We start from the raw sequence: 16,547 nt of genomic DNA, 5'->3' as shown, positions 1-16,547 counted from the left end.
GACAAAAACCCGACAGGATCTGAATTCTGCTCGCTGAGCCATGAACTCGCGTGGTTGCGACCAAACCGCTCATTCGTCCAGCCTCGCAGCCGCAACCGCGTGCGGCATCAGGAATGTGGCAATCCCCGCGATGACGTCGATCAGATCGCCAGGATTGTGTGCAACGCCTTCAATGAAAGCACGCCATTGTCGCTGCTTTTGCTGGTCCTTGGCAAAGGCGTCCGTTAGGGCGTCCGGCAGGTCAATGGGGATCGGTGTCTCGCGGCGATCAAAGGTAGCGGCTATTGCGCGCGCCAGCCGATCATCGCTGAAGTCGAAAGACCTGCTGAGGATCCAGATGTCGTAGAAATCCTTCATGCGGCTGTTTACTCGCCCCAGCATCACCATTGCCTGGAACTTCTCGGCAATGACCGTTTCTCGCGCATAGGCCCGAAGCCGCGGCATCGGAAAATCGAGCATGGAAGGATAATCCAAAACCTCCACCCCAGGCTCAAGCGCATCGCCAAAACCGATGTCGATGGTCAGGTTGATCCGGGCTCCGCTGATCGAAGCGATCACCCGCAGCCTGAGCCCACCATAATCCAGTGCCTCGCGAATACGATCCACATGCAGCGTATCAGCGTCGAACGTAACGCCATCGTCGGCCTCTTGCGCCAGAATTTCCCGAAATGTCTCAAGCATCGGGTCCGGACTCGGATCACCGAAACCCAAAAGATCCAGGTCGCGCGTGCCTCGGTGCGGATTGTCGAACCAACTCATCATCAACATCGCCCCTTTTAGAACGAAGCGATCGGCGTGGGGCGACTGGCTAAGCCGGAACAATAACCGTTCAAGGGCGAAACGCGTCAGGACGAGATCGAAGCTTTGCCCGCTTGCCTTGGCGAGTTGCAACAGGCGGGCGCGCACCGAGGCGCCGACGTTTCTGATTTCTTTAGCCATTGGCGGTCAGCGCCTCGAGATACGGCCGGATCACAGAGCCAACGCCACCGCGTTCGGCCTGGTTGGCGATTTCGCCAGGAGTAGCCCTTCGTTGCCGCAGCGCCTCCTGCAGCCCTTCTATCGCTACTGAAAGGCCGATCTTGTTGCGATATCGAAAGCAATCGGCAATTGTCTTGGCGATTCCAAAGACCCTCACAGGAACGCCTTCAATGATATGGGTTTCGACGCTGTCGTTGAGAAGGCTGTCTGTGAAGCGCACGATGCGCACAGCGGGGGCTTCCAGCTTCGGCGGCCAGTCCTTACGGCCTATGGCAAGCCAGATTTGTCCGGGGAGCTGATCTGTCAGGCTGTGAAATGCCAATGCCGAAACGAGGCAGATAACGGCTTTGGGCGCGCGTTTGGCAACCTCCGCCAGGCTGTGGCTGGCGTCGAGCTGCGCATCAGGAAGTTGATAGAGACCGCGGGCAAGCCGCAGCACTTCACCATCTCGTTCCATTCGGCTCATGGTGGCAGCCGTGACTCCTGCGTTCCGCAGTTCGACGAAACGTGCTATTCCGCGCTCGGTTAGCACGGTCCGAGCGATTTGGCGTTGCGTGACTGAACTGGGCATTGATATAAAAGCTCGGAGAATAGGATCTATTATCCTAGGATTTGTATCACAATCCCTGGCGCCGAGAAAGCCCTCGCATTATGAATTCTTCACCACGACTAATTGCCTCGATGGACAAAGTTGACAATTCTAGTGGTCGCCTGGAGTAAAGATGTAGCTTGCGGCGAGGTCCACCATGCGCGCAGTGAGAGCCGGATAACCCTCGACGATCTCGTCTGCGGCAGCGCCTTGCAATTTCATCGCAGCGATTGTTCGGACTCGAGAGGAGCACAAATCTCAATTCCATTTGGCTTGCTTCGACGATTTCTCGTTGTCGCGGGCCGGATTGAAGCTGCTGAGATCCCAGATTATGCGCCTGTTTGCGTACTCACTTGGGTCTCACCAATCGGTCGCACTAATTCGACGTGGCTGACATCTAAGGCTTGAGCCAGTTCATAAATCGTAATCACAGTTGGGTTGCGACGACCTCGCTCCAGGCTACTAAGATATTGCTGGCTGAAACCAGAACGCGCCTCGACCTCTTCCTGTGTCAGGCCTTTCTCCCGACGCAGGCGGGCAAAATTCGAGCCGACCAGTTTGCGCATGTCCATGCGCCGAAAGATCGCCGTTTACACACTCGGAGTTTATCAACTAAAGTATGTAAAGCTCCTTCCCGTAAATCCCGCCAATGCGGGCGGGTAATGGGTTTAGTTGTCGATATAAGCATCAGCACATTGTCTGCAACTCAGAGATTTTGGATGTAACGGTGTCCCATTTGATGTAGGCGAACCTTCGGGGCCGCTTGGTGAGAGAATGAAAGTTTGGGAGAAGCGGGTGAACAAAGCGAGCTCATCCGATGCAAATGGTCGAGAAAAGGAAAGAGAATCGCGCTTCAGCTCGATGCAACAGTCGAAGCTTGAGGCGTTGGCTGTCTCGGCAATTCTCGAACACCGCCTCCTGATCGCCGCCGACGAAGCTGTCTATGAGGAATGGGCTCGCGCGACCGCAGACCCATCAATTTCCGCCGCCGTGCTCAAGAGCCTGCAGGAGGAGTATGTCGCGCGCCAAAAGAAATCTGAAGTCCAGCAAGAAGAACTTTCGGAAATCATCGATGCGTTAGGCTACGTCCCCGAGGTTCCACTCGATAAACATGAATGACGGTCAAACCAACCCGTGATCTTTAGCAATTGCGACGAGCTGTGGGACGGTCGCAGCCTCAAGTTTTTCGCGCGCTTTATCAAGGTAGTGCTGCACTGTCCTCGGGTTGATCCCCGTTAGCATTGCGGTTTCCGGAGCGCTTTTACCCTTTGCCGCCCACATGAGGCACATTGCTTCTCTTGGTGAAAGCAACCGTCTCGGAGCGACAATGGTCGTCGCAGCGATAATCTTCAGGCAGTAATGGATCACCAGCACCGCTCGGATCGCTTGTTGCGCATCCCGCAGTTTTGAAACGTCAGCCGTCGGCGCCGAAGATGCAAACGTCAGCATCATCGTCGACCCGAAACTTCCTTCGACGGGGATCGTCACCCCACTCCGAATTCCGTACTCGATCGCCTGGTCCCGAAAACGCCTGAGTTCGGAGGTTCCACGAGCGGGCCAATCGTCGGCCGTCCAGGAAAACATTTCCATGCGACGCTTGGCTTCAGTAACGACCGGGTCGATGCGGGAGTAATGGCCTTCGAGATAAACACCCTGCCATTCCTCCGGATAGGAGTTGAATGTGCGGATTTCCAACCCCTCAGTCTGCAGATAAGCAAAACGGTCGAAGCCGCATGCGTGCGCAAATGTTTTCAAAGCACTTTTGATCATACGTTCATCATGCGCGGCTTCTGTCATATCGATGAGAGAGCGAAGGTCACCGTCCACTAACTTTTCTCCTTTTTTCGACGGTGCAAGCCTCCCACTCGTCGCGCCGTTCTGACGCCGCGAGCTACCGGTTGCCACCGTTCGGCTAGCCGGAACCACATGGGACATTGGACGATACGGCAGTTGCTTCTACGCGAAGCAGATCCACGTTCGTTGCATCGCTTAGGTCTATTGACCTCTGCCGGGTATTCAACTCTTTCTGATCTAAAGACGATGATTTTTATAGAGATTTTTAGTCACACCTGCGCCCCGCGCGGAATGTACTTGCGACGTTCAGCGACAAGCGAAAATCTGAGCGTCCGTTAGCTGTTTAGCGGCCGCTATAGACAGAATGAAAAATAACATCCTGATCGACCAACACATTGAACTTGTAGCCCGGCCGGATGCGAATCGTCGGCTGAACGTTCAGATTCTTCGAGATCGTCTCTTCTGCTACGCGGCCAAATGACGCGGCAAAATTCCGTCTTGCTGCATCCGAAGCCGTGTCCTGCGTCGCGAGCGTCGAACTCTCAGGCATCGACATATCGGTATCCGCCCCGATGATTGCCACCAGGGCTGCAGAACCGAATGTTCTCCAGAGATGCCGGTCGACCTTGTCCTGGAAGCCGCCATAACCTTCAGCGTCAGTGCCCGCCATACCACCGATCTGCAGGGTAGACCCGTTCGGAAAAATGAGGTCCGTCCAGACGACGAGTACCCGTTCCTGGCCGAAAGACACCTTGGAATCGTAGCGACCGAAGAGCTTTGCGCCTTGCGGGATGAGAAGGCGATAACCGGTTGCGCTGTCGTAGACATTTTGGCTGATCTGAGCGGTAATGCGCCCCGGCAGGTCGGAATTGAGGCCGGTGATCAATGTCGCCGCGATGACTGAACCGCGCTTCAATTCGTTGGGTGACATCTGCGGCACGACCTGGTTCGGCAGGTAGCCGAGATCCTTGATGTCCTGATTAAAGAAGTCCTCCTTCGACGTCTGCCCGTTCTGATCGACGTTCTGCTCCATCAAGCCTGATTTCATGGCCGCGCCATAAAGGTCTGAGGCGCTGCTCGTCACGGCATTTGTCGGCTGGCGGACGGTGTCATTGGTGGAGATTGCAGCCTTCTCGACATCGGAGATGTCTACCTTTAGCGGCGAATCGAGCGCCGTGGAACGGGCCTGGAGACGCGCCATCCGTTGCCGCTGGGCTTCGCGCATATATTGTTCATCCTGCTCTCGCTTCAGGCGTGCCTTCCACTCCTCTTCGGATTCGAGCCTTTGTCGGCGATCTTGTCGATCTGTTGGTTGGCGCTCGAAGACCGGTTCCTGCTTTTCCTTTTTCTCCGCGACGACTGGCGTCGGTTGAAACACCTCCTGCTTTTCTGGGTCACCGATAATGCCGTCGGTGACACCCCGCTTAAGCTGATCGCCGAAACTGGTCGCAGGGCTGTTGGAAGCACCCTCGATGTCGCCATGATTGAAGGAAAGCCCGCGCAGTGACAGACCAATCACGACCACGCCGACGAATAGCACGATGACGATGATGGCGACGATGATCGGCAGGCGGTTGAGCCGGCGCATGCCATTCTGATCGTCGGCCTGGGCTGACGCGCCAAGTTGGAGCGACTGGACCATATTGCTCTCCGTCAGTTACGCTGCATGATCGAAAGCGGACTAGCCGGCGTGGCGCCTGCCGCCGTTGGTGTATAAGCACGTCCGAGAGCGATCGAAGGCGTCGAAACCCGCGCGAGCAGCTGCCCGTCGATTCCCTCAATTGCATAGGCAAGCTCGACCGGCTTGATGTCTTTGGCGACTTTGCCGTCCCTGACGACCGTATAACCCCGCCCCTTCAGGGCCGCCTCGAGGGCGGATGCGAACTCCGATGCGTCCGTCTCCATTTTGATCGTGGTCGTAGCACCGGCCGGGCCGATCTGTTCGGCCAGACGACTTGCCATGTCGCCGGCGATGGCGCTTGCAGCCGGTCCGGTGACGGCCACAGGTGTGGAACTGGTGGTCAGTGCGTCGTCCGCCGTTTGGCAACCGGAGAGCAGCGCGCCCACGACGAAATATGTGAGAAGCTTGCGCATGGTTCAGCCTCCCCGCCGGATGGTGATCTTCTGCTGCCGCCAACCGACACCGGAAACGAGGATCGCCTTGTCGATCGCATAGTCGACGGTCATCATGTCGTTCTTCATGCGATAGTTGACGATGCGATTTTGACCGCCGGAGACGACGAAAAGCACAGGCGCATCCTGGCCGGAGATCGACTTCGGGAACTGGATGTAGGTCTTCACCCCGTCCGAATAGACCCGCTTCGGTTTCCACGAAGCACCGCCGCTGATTGAATAGGAGAAGTTCAGCTTGTCCGGCGCGGTGCCCGGAATGCCGCCCGTTTCGAGACGGGTGTTGATGTCGGCGAGCTTGGTGGACACGTCTTCCGGATATTCGAAACCAACGCGCGCCATGTATTGGCTCGGATGGGACTTGAGTTGGATGTGATAGGTGCGCCGCGATGTCGTCACGACCATTGAGGTGAGAAGGCCTGGCTCCGACGGTTTGACGATGAGATGGATCGCCTGTCCGCCTGTGGCCCCCGAAGTGGCCGGCTCTACCTTCCAGCGCACGGTGTCGCCGACCATAACATCGCGAACGATCTCGCCACCCTGAAGTTCGATGTCGCAGACCTGCAGCGGCGAGCAGACGACGGAAGGTTGCGTTTCGCCGAACAGGAAGATCACCTTTCCGTCCGGTCCCGTCGTCACCAATCCCGGCGTGCCGCGCCACTTTTTGGAAAGATTTGTTCCTTTCACCTCGTTGCTCGTCATACTTTGCGCCTGCGCGCCCGCCGCAAGCAAGAGTCCGGCCATGCAGCCGGCGGCCGCGATCAATCCCGTTTTTTTCATTGAAAGAATCCCTACCCTTAAAGCTGTGCCGTCCAGTCGAAATCCCGGACGTAGAGGCCGATCGGATTGAGGCGGATCGTCGCCTCATCCTGTGGCGCGGTGAGCGTCACCGTTGCGATCCCGCGGAACCGCCGCGTGCCGGTTTCCTTGCCCTTGCGGTCCCGCTCGTATTCCGTCCAGTCGATCTGATAGGTCTGGTTCGAGAGCGCCACGATGTTGTTGACCTCGATGGCAACGGTCGAGGACTTTGCCTTCTCGAACGGAGAATTGCCTCGGAACCAGGCGTTGACCTTCTCCGTCGACGGATCGGAGGTGCGAAGAAGAGCGTAGGTGCGGTCGATATATTGCTTCTGCACCACTGCATCCGGCGTGATCGAGCGAAAGCTCGTGACGAAGTTGCCGAGTGTGGCGCGCACCACGCGGACATCGGCATACTCGATCTGCTCGGGGAAGCCTGCGGTGACCGCAGTTCCGAGCTTGTCGACCTCGACGATGTAAGGCACGAGCCTCACTTGCGTGCTGAGATACATCGCGTAGCTGAAGCCGATGACGGCCATTACCAGACCGAGGACACCAACAATCCGCCATGCGGCGGCTGCCTTCACATAGGAACCATAGCGTTCGCTCCATTCCTGGCGGGCGGCAAGGTATGGGTTTTCCGGGGCGCGGTTCGCTGCCATTTATTCTTCCCTTGTCTCGATTACGGTTTGTCGTTGCGTTCGGGAGGAGGCTTCGGTCCGCTATGACCGCCGCGCTGTTCATCGAGCTTCGCATTGGCCAGTCCGAGAATGGACCCGGCATAAGCGCCCGGAGAGCCGATTGCCTTTTCCTTCGCGGCTGATCCGGCTGCTTGCGCGCCGGAACTGAAGCTCGCGCCCATGCCGCGAAGAGCGGCACCTGCAACGGATGAACCAGCAGCTCGTGCGGCTTGCGCGGCCGCAAAGCCTGCGCCGGCGGCGCCGGCGGCGAGGAAGCCAGCGCCTGCGGCGAAAGACGCCGCCTGCCCGCCGTGGCGGATCGCTTCCATTCCTCCGGACACCGATGCGCCCTGGACAACGCCCTGGATGATGCTCGGGACATACATGGCGATGATGAAGACTACGACGGAAATACCGGCGATCGCCAAGGTCGTAACGAACTGGTCCGATGAGGCAGTCGGAGCTTGCGCAAGGCCAAGCAGGACGTTCGATCCGATCTTGGCGATCATCACCAAGGCCATCAGCTTCATGCCGACGCCGAAGGCATAGACGAGGTATCGAACAGCAAAGTCTTTCGTGAAGGACGAACCACCCAGCCCGAGCATGATCATGCCGGCGAGCAGTCCGACATACATTTCGACCATGACCGACACGAAAATCGCTGCAACCAGCGAGAAGGAGATAACGACGATGCCCATTGCTAACACCGCCGCGATCGCCAGCGCATTGTCTTCGAAAACCCCAAACTGTGCCTGCTCCGACATTTGCGACGCGACGCGGATTCCGGCGTCGAACACCTCAGCGGGCGACGCTGAACCACCGCCGGCGCCAATCTGGAAAAGGCTGTCGACCACCGCTCGCGCAAAGGTCGGACCTTGGGTCAGAACGAATGCGAAGAACCCGATGAACATGATCCGCCGCACCAGTTCGGCAAACCAGCTGTCCAATGAGGCTGACTGGATCGCCAACCAGACGGCCGCAATGCCGATCTCGATCGTTGCGAGAATCCAGAATAGGGATTTCGCCGCCTCCATGATGGTGGTCTCCCACCCCCTCGCAGCAGACGAGACCTGGTTTTCCAATTCCGTGAGGACTTGCCCCTCCTGCGCGAATGCGGGAACGGCATAGGCGAGGAAAAAGAGACCTGTCATCAGGAACGAGCGTGCGACAGCAACCTTCACCATCTCGGGCGCATCTCCTGACCTTCCTTGATCGGCGGCAGCTCCTTGTCGGAGCCGAAGAATTTTTCCCGGACGGCGCGCTGCTCCTCGGTGAACGCAGGTGTTCCTGTGTTTCGGGAATTGACGATCAGCACTGTCATTGCAGACGATGCAGCGGCGACAGCCAACAGCAAGGCAATCAGGACGGGGCGGCTCACCAGCGCGGCTCCATTTTCTGGCCCTCCGGAACGCTCTTGACCTCGGCGTTGAAGAACTTTTCCCGCCGCGCCTGCGCCAGATCCTTGTCGGTCTGTTCCGTCTGAAGCCATGTTCCCATCATTGTCATCTGTTGGGAGACGAGGCCGCGAAGCTTCTGCATTTGCGCGACTTGCTGAGCGGCGATCTCGTGCCCGACCTGCAAAGCCTTCATCTGCCCGTCAGCCGTCTCGGACATCGACCGCAGCGAGGACATCGTGTCTTCCTCGCTCTCGAACTGGTCGGTCGTCAGGCTCGCGGCCTTCAGCGAGCTGGTGATCGTGTCACGGTTGGTGTCCGACCAGGACTGGTAAGTCGAGGAGAAGGTTGCGTTGCTCGGCAAATTGGTCTTGAGATCGGCATAGCTCTGAAAGCGCTGCTGAAGAACGTCGTCCGCATTCCCCATGGAAAAGGCGATGCCATGTCCCTGGTCGACGATACTGCGCAGCTGGTTGAGATCGCTTTCGACCTGCCCCCAGATATGATCAGGAAGCTGCGCGGTGTTTTGCAACATGTTCTCGTAGATCTTCAGCTGGTTCTGGATCTGCTCTGCAAGCTGGCTGATCTGCGTCAGCTGATTGTCGACCTGGATGCCGGAGCTTTTCATGAGATCGACAAGCTGCGCATTGTTGGCGAGCTGCGTCCATTCGGTCGCAGCGCCGGTGGCTGTCCCAGCTTGCACCGTGCCTGAGCCTCCAATCGTGAGAGCGGCGGCTGTTAAGCAGACGAGCCATCTACTTGAGTAGCGATGCGGCATCGTGAACTCCTCTCGTTTCAAGCCAGTGGATCGGCCATTCGTGGCCATGTTCGGATTTCAGTGCGCGAATGCGCTTGAGGTCCTCTTTGCCCGACGCGCCGACAAAGCTCAGTGCGATTGGCCCAAGCGACATGTCGAAGAGCCGCCGGCCGTCGGGGGTAGCGACGTAGTATTCGCGCTTGGGGATCGAGCTCGAGACGATCTCGATCTGACGCTCGTTGAACCCTATTCGCTCATAGAATTCTCGCGTGCCCGACTCACGAGCGGCGCCATTCGGAAGGCAAATCTTGGTCGGGCAGGATTCCTTCAGCACGTCGATAATCCCGGATCGTTCGGCATCCGAGATCGATTGGGTCGCAAGAACGACGGCGCAATTTGCCTTGCGCAGCACCTTAAGCCACTCGCGTATCTTGTCGCGGAACACAGGGTGGCTGAGCATGAGCCACGCCTCGTCGAGGACGATCAGACTTGGCGACCCATCCAAACGCTTCTCGATCCGGCGGAACAGGTAGGTCAGCACTGGCACGAGATTGCGCTCGCCCATATTCATTAGTTGCTCGATCTCGAAGGTCTGGAAGGCGCCGAGCGTGAGGCCGTCCTCTTCCGCATCGAGAAGCTGCCCCATCGGGCCGTCGACGGTGTAGTGATGCAGTGCGTCCTTGATCTCGCGCAGCTGCACGCCGCTGACGAAATCCGAGAGTGAGCGACCAGAGGCGCTCGCCATCAGGCCGATCTGCCGAGAGATGGCGTTGCGATGATCGGGTGTGATGGTGACACCCTGCAGACCGACCAGCATCTCGATCCACTCCGCCGCCCAAGCCCGGTCGGCAACACTTTTGAGTTCGGAGAGTGGGCAGAAGGCCAATGCCCTCCCCTCTTCCACACTGTCGCCGCCGATTTCATAATGATCGCCGCCGGCTGCGAGCGTCAGGGGCAGAAGTGAACTGCCTTTGTCAAAGGCGAAGATCTGCGCATTTTCGTAGCGACGAAACTGCGCGGCGATCAGGGCGAGCAACGTCGACTTGCCAGAACCGGTCGGACCGAAGATCAGCGTGTGGCCGACATCATCGACGTGCAGGTTCAGACGAAACGCTGTCGAGCCGCTCGCAACCTGCATCAAGGGCGGCGAATTCGGTGGGTAAAAGGGGCATGGCGCGACGGGGTTTCCGGACCAGACTGAGTTCAGCGGAATCAAGTCGGCGAGATTGCTGGTGTTGATCAGCGGCTCACGGATGTTGCAATACCAGTTGCCTGGCAAGCTACCGAGATAGGCGTCAGTGGCGTTGAGCGTTTCGATCCGTGCCCCGAAACCTTCCGCCTGGATCAGCCGCCGGATCGCTTCGGCCTTCTCCTGGAGTGCTTCGCGATCGCTGTCGAACAACACGACGACCGGTGTGTAATAGCCATAGGCAACCAGTTGCGACGAGGCCTGCGCGATCGCATCCTCAGTCTCGACTACCATCGTCATCGCGTCCTGGTCGACGGATCGACTTTGTGTCTGGAATATCTGGTCAAAGAACGGCCGGACCTTCTGCTGCCATTTCTTCCGCGTCCGTTCGAGCTTTTGCCGGGCCTCCTCGGCATCAAGGAAAATGAAGCGCGATGACCACCGATAAGTCAGCGGCATCAGGTCTAGGCTGTTGAGAATACCGGGCCAGCTCTCGGCCGGCAGACCGTCGATCGCAACGACGCCGAGAAAAAGGTTTTCGACCTTTGGCGTCAGTCCATGCTCAAGCTCCGCGGTGGCGATCCAGTCGAGATACATGGGAACGTCGGGTAGCCGGATTGGATGGCTTTCCCCGGTAGTGCAGAACCGCGCGAACTGCAGCAGCTCGTCGTATCTGGCAATTCGCTCGCCTCCCCTTTCGACCGTTTCACGGGTTTCCATTCGCCGGATCGAAAGCGTGTTGGCCAAATACTGCTCAAGCTCTCGCACCGCGTTCTTGAACACGAAGAGCACCGTGTCCGCGTAGGATTTTTTCCGGCTTTCCTCATCCGAATAGATGTATTTGCTGAGAGCAGTCTTTTTGGATTCGAGCGGCCGGTGGGTCAGGATCAGCGCATGCTTGCTCTCGAAATGGCCCTGCTCGCGCGCGAAATGCGCCCGACGCTCGGCATCGATTGCGCGGGTTACCGGGTCGGGGAAATGGCATCGATCTTCTGATGGATAGTCGACCGTTGGAATACGGATGGCCTCCACCTGGATCATCCAGCCGCTTCCGAGCCGCGACAGAACGGCATTGATCTGCCTCGACAGCTCGTTACGCTCGAGGTCGGTCGCGCTTTCGGAGTCCGGGCCAGCGAAATACCAGCCGGCCATCAGGCTTCCGTCCTTCAAGAGGAGGACACCATTGTCGACCAGGCCGGCATAGGGAACGAGATCGGCGAAGGAAGGGCCGGTTACCCGGAAGCGTTTGAGAGCTACCATGGCCGCCTCCTCAGTACCGTCGCCACGGCGTAGTGGTTGCCTTGTAGTAGCGCTTGTAGGAAATGTGCCTGATATAGACTTGCCGCATCAGTGGGTCGGACTTCGCCATCATCCTGAGCAGCCCGACGATCACGACCCAGACAGTGACGCCGAAGATCGCCGAATAGGCCGTAAGCACGACGAAGATCAGGATCACTGCTGCAAGACCGGTGATCAGGACCAGCTCCCGGTCGGCGCCCATGAGCAGGTTCGGGCGAGAGAGCGCGCGATGGATGCGGTTACGCCGCAGGCCGGACAGGGACTCAGCCATGATCTTCCTCCCCTCCTCTGTTCGAACCAATTGACGTGATCTGCTCGTCGGTCAGCCCGATCGAAGCGCCGGTCGCACCGAACAGGCCGACAATGTTGGTGGCGCCGAGCAGGATGCCGGCGACAAGAACGACGTACACAAGTCGCCGCGCGAAATCGTTGAGCTCGCCGCCGAAGATGAGCATGCCGCCGGCGATGGCCACGGCTGCAAGCGCGATCGCACCCGCGACCGGGCCGGTTATCGATTCCTGAATCTGCTGCAGTGGCCCTTCCCATGGGAGGCTGCCGCCGGAACTGGCGAGCGCCGGCGCGACAGAGGCAAGAACGATTGGCGCCGCCGCGAGCGCGGCCGCGATGAGGGTATGCTTACGCGACATGGCGCGCCTCCTGTTCTTCAGTGGGCTGATCGGATTCGATCTCATACTGTCCGTTGATGAACCGCTCGACTTGAATGATGTTGCGAACCAGCCGCCCCCGCGGTGTCCGCTCGATCGAAATGACCAGGTCGACCGCCTCTCCGATCACCTCGTGCATCGGCTGCTGGCTTGCCTCGGCCGTGAGCTGTTCAAGCCGACGCAGCGCCGACATGGCGGTGTTCGAGTGGATGGTCGCCACGCCGCCCGGGTGGCCGGTGTTCCAGGCCTTGAGCAACGTCAGGGCCGCGCCGTCGCGAACTTCGCCAACGACGATCCTGTCGGGGCGCAGCCGCATCGTGCTCTTGAGGAGCCGCGCCATGTCGATCGTATCGCTGGTATGGAGGAGAACGGCGTTCTCGGCTGCGCACTGGATTTCGGCGGTGTCTTCGAGAATGACGAGGCGATCGTCTGGGGCGGATTTGACGATCTCTCGGATCACAGCGTTCGCAAGCGTCGTCTTGCCCGAGCCCGTTCCCCCGGAAATGATGATGTTCAGCCTCGTGGAAATGGCACTGCGGATCGTTGCGGCTTGGTATTCTGTCATCACGCCGGCGCAAATATAGTCTTCGAGCGGAATGAGGCGTGATGCCCGGCGACGAATCGCGAAGGCAGGCTTGGTGACAACGGGGGGCAACAGTCCCTCAAAGCGATGGCCACCGATTGGCAGCTCGCCGGAGATGATGGGCTGTTCCGTGTCGACCTCTGACTGCAGCGCGTGCGCCACTGTACCAATGACTATCTCGGCGGCAGCGGATGACATCTCGCCGGCGGGCGCAACGCCGTGACCTAACCGTTCGATGAACAGCTTTCCGTCTGGATTGAGCATAATCTCGACGACATTCACGTCATCCAGGGCAACACAAAGCTGATCGCCGAGCGCATCCTGAAGTTTGCGGACGAGCCGAGGGTGAGAGCGAAGCTGGTTCACGTATTTCTCCTTAGGCTGCCAGGCTGACAGGGGGCGAGTTCAGAACGGTAGTTGGAGGGGCGAAGCCTGAGGAACGTATCTGCGTCGGCGGACAGCGTGCCTGCTACGGCCATCGTCACGCCGATCTTCTTGGGTTCGCCTAAACGATGCAGCTGCCACCCAACGCGAGCGAGGATCCGCTCAAACCGAAGATCGGTCACCGTAACAATCTCAGTGTACGCATTCGCCATGCACCATTCGATGATGCCAGCGAACATGGTGAGCGTCGCTTCATGGACCGAGCCGTCCGCCCTCCCCTCCGTGAGAGCCGTATCGACGCAGAACCGGGAACTCTCGATCATCGCGGCATGACCGTTGAGCTGACCGTCGGGGAGAAGCGAGGGGAAAACATCGGCTACCATCGTCGGACCAAGCGCCGGAAGAAGTCTCGCGCACCCAGCCAATTGGCCGGTCTCGGCGATGGCGAGAACATAGGTCGGTCGAAGTGCGTCAAAGCCATCGGACTCGTACCCCGCCGTTACGTCCACCTCCCAACCGAGGCGGTCGGAAAAAACCCGCGCACGTAGCTGGTAGTGGAGGTGAAGGAGGTGAGCCTCTTGAATCGTCCGGGGTGCTGAAAACGCGAGAACCTGCATGAACTTTCTCCGTCGTTGTTGGTGGCGGCGAAATCAGCACAGAATTGAATCGAGAGGCAGTTGTAGGATCCTACAAGTCGCACTCACGCGAGTCGGCAAGGAAAAGCGATAAGGGGTGATCGAGGGGGCCTTGCGCAGCCACATAAACGCGGGGCGCATTGTAGGATTCACAGTAAAACGGACCATGAACGCGGCGGGCCATCCCCCTAGCTAAATCCGTGAAAACGCAAGGAAAAGAAGCTATGGGTGTGCAACCCGTCGATTTTGCCTTAACCCTTTGTTAACCTTAATTCTCTTGCGGCTATCTGAGAATCGGGAGATAGTTGCGAAAATTATGGCTATGGGGCCATTTTTTCGAAAGTTCAGCCTCCCGGGAAATAGTTTTCAAAATGAGCCATCAGCAGCCCAACAGGTTTGACGTTGAGATCGCCCAGCAAGGGGCGAAGATCTCAAGCGCGTTGCATATGCTGCGCAGCCAGCAGTATCCTCCGGACGCTCGGAAGGGACTGCGCAAGTTTCAGCTCGGCGAAGTCGCCGAATTCATGGGCGTTACCCAGAGCCATCTCCGGCAAATCCATTCCGAAGGGAAGGGCCCAGAGATCGAATCGGTCAGCGGCCGACGCTACTATACCGCGGATCAGATGCTGGAACTCCGCGAGTACCTCGAAGCCAACAAAAAATCCGACAAGCGCTATTACGTTCCCCGTCGTCGTGAAGGCGAGCCGATGCAGGTCGTATCGGTCGTGAACTTCAAGGGCGGAAGCGGCAAGACGACGACAGCGGCGCATCTGGCGCAATACCTAGCCCTCACCGGTCACCGTGTCCTCGCCGTCGATCTCGATCCTCAGGCGTCACTTACGTCGTTGTTCGGCATTCAGCCCGAACTCGATGACACCGCGTCTCTATACGAAGCGCTTCGTTTCGATGATGAGCGCAAGCCGATCTCAGAGGTGATCCAGCCGACGAACATTCCTGGACTAGACGTTGTCCCGGCAAATCTCGTGCTGCAGGAATTTGAGTACGATGTGCCCCTGTCCATTTCCTCCCGGAAAGGTGACGAGGGCCGGTTGTTTCACATGCGCATTGTCAATGCGCTGAAGGAAGTGGATGACAGGTACGATGTTGTTATCATCGACTGCCCCCCGCAACTCGGCTATCTAACGATCACCGCGCTGATGGCCTCCACCGGCATCCTGATTACCATCCACCCGCAAATGCTGGACATCATGTCGATGAGCCAGTTCCTGCAGATGCTGGGCGGCATCATGACCCCCGTTGCAGAGGCTGGTGCAGAAATCCGTGTGGAATGGTTCCGTTACCTCGTAACGCGCTTTGAGCCGACCGATATTCCGCAAGCACAGATGGTCGGCTTTATGCAGTCTATGTTTGCACAACAGATGCTGCGAAATCACGTGCTTAAGTCGACGGCGATATCGGATGCATCGATACGAAAGCAGACTTTGTATGAGGTTGAGCGCGGTGATTTCGTTCGCTCGACCTATGACCGCGCTATGGAGAGCCTGAACGCGGCCAATGGCGAGGTCGTGGATCTCATCCACAGTGCATGGGGGAGGAAATGATCAACTTGTCAGCCGTTTTTTTCCCGCTTTTTACGAGCCGAGCCAATGCCTTATCGCATTTGATGGCGAATATGGAGGCCGATGATGTCGCGTGAAAACCCGTTCGCAAAACTGGATCTTTCCTCGCTGAACGAGAAAACGCCAACGAAGCCTGGCTACGGCATGACTGGCGCTGCAAAGACAGTCGTCCGGTCCATTGAGGACCTAGCGGAGAATACGAAGAAGCTCATGGAGGGCGAGGTGATCGTGGATTTGGATCCGCGACTACTCGACGTCTCCTTCGTAGCCGATCGACTTTCAGACGACGGGGAGGAATTTCAGGAGCTCAAGCAAGCGATCAAAGAATCTGGGCAAACGACACCTATTCTGGTTCGACCCAGTTCGTCAGACGGACAGCGCTACATGGTCGTCTTCGGCCATCGTCGCCTCAAGGTCGCTCGAGAACTCGGAATACCGGTCAAGGCCGTCGTCAAGAAGTTAGACGACATCAACTCTGCGATTGCGCAAGGACAGGAAAACTCCGCCCGCTTAAATCTCTCGTTTATTGAGCGTGCTTATTTCGCACAGAACCTGATCGCGTCCGGGATGACGAAGGACGTGGTCAGATCTTCGCTGGCGGTTGATGAGGCAATGCTCTCCAAAATGCTAGGCGTGGTCGATGTGGTCCCTGCCCCGGTCATCAAGGCTCTCGGCGCGGCCAAGAAAATCGGCCGCGACAAGTGGTTGAGCTTGCGCCAGCTGCTGCTGACCCCTGCCCTTCTGAAGATCGCCACGGGCTATGTGGAAACGGCTGAGTTTCTAAAGCTCGAGGAAGAGGCGAGGTTCGATAACCTGCACGGGTATCTCACCCGGTACAAGAACAAGTCAGCGGCCAAGAATCCGAAAAGCCCGAGATCGTCGAAAGAATGGACGTCGAGCGATAGTTCGCTGAGTCTCACAATGAATGCCAGGTCAAAGAAGGTCGCGATCGAGCTTTCGAATGCGGAAGCCAAACCCTTCAGCGATTGGCTTTCTAGCCGCATGGATCATCTGTACGACGAATACAGGCAGTCCAAACCTGAACGCAACGGAGATTAGACCGCAAAAGAAAAAGGCCCCCGAACGGTAAAC

The 16,547-nt window shown here is 58.1% G+C and carries 19 protein-coding genes; 3 read left to right on the top strand and 16 right to left on the bottom strand.

All coding sequences use genetic code 11. The features are described 5' to 3' along the window. Window positions 1-69: 69 nt before the first annotated feature. The 3 genes from HJB83_RS24260 to HJB83_RS24250 form a co-directional block, all read right to left on the bottom strand. Window positions 70-939, bottom strand: a complete 870-nt coding sequence (locus tag HJB83_RS24260) for a nucleotidyl transferase AbiEii/AbiGii toxin family protein (RefSeq protein ID WP_168337871.1) — start codon at window positions 937-939, stop codon at window positions 70-72. Further along, window positions 932-1,549 (bottom strand): type IV toxin-antitoxin system AbiEi family antitoxin domain-containing protein, encoded by a 618-nt coding sequence (locus HJB83_RS24255; RefSeq protein ID WP_127431473.1) that lies wholly within the window; start codon window positions 1,547-1,549, stop codon window positions 932-934. The genes HJB83_RS24260 and HJB83_RS24255 overlap by 8 nt, the downstream gene beginning before the upstream one ends. 347 nt (window positions 1,550-1,896) lie before the next feature. After that, the gene (locus tag HJB83_RS24250) at window positions 1,897-2,139 is read right to left on the bottom strand and encodes a helix-turn-helix domain-containing protein (protein WP_087002841.1); all 243 of its coding nucleotides are present in this window, start codon (window positions 2,137-2,139) and stop codon (window positions 1,897-1,899) included. 223 nt (window positions 2,140-2,362) lie between these two features. Between HJB83_RS24250 and HJB83_RS24245 the strand changes: the two genes are divergently transcribed. Then, a complete protein-coding gene (locus HJB83_RS24245) occupies window positions 2,363-2,686 on the top strand; it encodes a transcriptional repressor TraM (protein ID WP_164735978.1) in 324 nt (107 codons plus the stop codon). Window positions 2,687-2,689: 3 nt separating this feature from the next. Here the strand turns inward: HJB83_RS24245 and HJB83_RS24240 are convergent, their stop codons facing one another. The 13 genes from HJB83_RS24240 to HJB83_RS24180 all read right to left on the bottom strand — a co-directional run bounded on the left by HJB83_RS24240 (window position 2,690) and on the right by HJB83_RS24180 (window position 13,857). Then, window positions 2,690-3,394, bottom strand: coding sequence for an autoinducer binding domain-containing protein (locus HJB83_RS24240; RefSeq protein WP_127431476.1), 705 nt, complete (start codon window positions 3,392-3,394; stop codon window positions 2,690-2,692). 310 nt (window positions 3,395-3,704) lie between these two features. Further along, complete coding sequence (gene trbI / locus HJB83_RS24235) at window positions 3,705-5,003, bottom strand: IncP-type conjugal transfer protein TrbI (protein ID WP_221140564.1); 1,299 nt, start codon at window positions 5,001-5,003, stop codon at window positions 3,705-3,707. Between the two features lie 11 nt (window positions 5,004-5,014). Beyond that, window positions 5,015-5,455 (bottom strand): conjugal transfer protein TrbH, encoded by a 441-nt coding sequence (gene trbH / locus HJB83_RS24230; RefSeq protein WP_221140562.1) that lies wholly within the window; start codon window positions 5,453-5,455, stop codon window positions 5,015-5,017. Between the two features lie 3 nt (window positions 5,456-5,458). Further along, on the bottom strand, window positions 5,459-6,271 hold the full coding sequence (trbG, locus tag HJB83_RS24225) for a P-type conjugative transfer protein TrbG (protein ID WP_087002831.1): 813 nt from the start codon (window positions 6,269-6,271) through the stop codon (window positions 5,459-5,461). 17 nt (window positions 6,272-6,288) lie between these two features. Continuing rightward, the gene (locus HJB83_RS24220) at window positions 6,289-6,951 is read right to left on the bottom strand and encodes a conjugal transfer protein TrbF (protein WP_034523051.1); all 663 of its coding nucleotides are present in this window, start codon (window positions 6,949-6,951) and stop codon (window positions 6,289-6,291) included. A gap of 20 nt (window positions 6,952-6,971) precedes the next feature. Further along, complete coding sequence (gene trbL, locus HJB83_RS24215) at window positions 6,972-8,153, bottom strand: P-type conjugative transfer protein TrbL (protein ID WP_221140560.1); 1,182 nt, start codon at window positions 8,151-8,153, stop codon at window positions 6,972-6,974. Continuing rightward, window positions 8,147-8,347, bottom strand: a complete 201-nt coding sequence (gene trbK, locus HJB83_RS24210; RefSeq protein ID WP_131702481.1) for an entry exclusion protein TrbK — start codon at window positions 8,345-8,347, stop codon at window positions 8,147-8,149. The genes trbL and trbK overlap by 7 nt, the downstream gene beginning before the upstream one ends. After that, window positions 8,344-9,141, bottom strand: a complete 798-nt coding sequence (gene trbJ / locus HJB83_RS24205; RefSeq protein WP_221140550.1) for a P-type conjugative transfer protein TrbJ — start codon at window positions 9,139-9,141, stop codon at window positions 8,344-8,346. The genes trbK and trbJ overlap by 4 nt, the downstream gene beginning before the upstream one ends. Beyond that, window positions 9,119-11,569, bottom strand: coding sequence for a conjugal transfer protein TrbE (locus HJB83_RS24200; RefSeq protein ID WP_221140548.1), 2,451 nt, complete (start codon window positions 11,567-11,569; stop codon window positions 9,119-9,121). The genes trbJ and HJB83_RS24200 overlap by 23 nt, the downstream gene beginning before the upstream one ends. 10 nt (window positions 11,570-11,579) lie before the next feature. Next, complete coding sequence (locus tag HJB83_RS24195) at window positions 11,580-11,879, bottom strand: conjugal transfer protein TrbD (RefSeq protein WP_131702484.1); 300 nt, start codon at window positions 11,877-11,879, stop codon at window positions 11,580-11,582. Then, a complete protein-coding gene (locus HJB83_RS24190; RefSeq protein WP_168337876.1) occupies window positions 11,872-12,255 on the bottom strand; it encodes a TrbC/VirB2 family protein in 384 nt (127 codons plus the stop codon). Before HJB83_RS24190 ends, HJB83_RS24195 begins: the two co-directional genes overlap by 8 nt. After that, the gene (gene trbB / locus HJB83_RS24185; protein ID WP_221159684.1) at window positions 12,245-13,222 is read right to left on the bottom strand and encodes a P-type conjugative transfer ATPase TrbB; all 978 of its coding nucleotides are present in this window, start codon (window positions 13,220-13,222) and stop codon (window positions 12,245-12,247) included. The genes HJB83_RS24190 and trbB overlap by 11 nt, the downstream gene beginning before the upstream one ends. Beyond that, window positions 13,219-13,857 carry an acyl-homoserine-lactone synthase gene (locus HJB83_RS24180; protein ID WP_127431485.1) on the bottom strand — a complete coding sequence of 213 codons (639 nt, stop codon included), beginning with the start codon at window positions 13,855-13,857 and terminating at the stop codon, window positions 13,219-13,221. Before HJB83_RS24180 ends, trbB begins: the two co-directional genes overlap by 4 nt. 389 nt (window positions 13,858-14,246) lie before the next feature. Between HJB83_RS24180 and repA the strand changes: the two genes are divergently transcribed. Both repA and repB read left to right on the top strand, forming a co-directional pair. After that, a complete protein-coding gene (gene repA, locus HJB83_RS24175; RefSeq protein ID WP_221140545.1) occupies window positions 14,247-15,437 on the top strand; it encodes a plasmid partitioning protein RepA in 1,191 nt (396 codons plus the stop codon). Window positions 15,438-15,521: 84 nt separating this feature from the next. After that, on the top strand, window positions 15,522-16,514 hold the full coding sequence (repB, locus tag HJB83_RS24170; protein WP_168259693.1) for a plasmid partitioning protein RepB: 993 nt from the start codon (window positions 15,522-15,524) through the stop codon (window positions 16,512-16,514). The last annotated feature ends 33 nt before the right edge of the window (window positions 16,515-16,547 follow it).

Origin of the sequence: Rhizobium sp. NZLR11 (assembly GCF_019685115.1) — a bacterium.
Lineage (GTDB): Bacteria > Pseudomonadota > Alphaproteobacteria > Rhizobiales > Rhizobiaceae > Rhizobium.
This window is presented reverse-complemented; position numbering and strand designations above follow the sequence as displayed.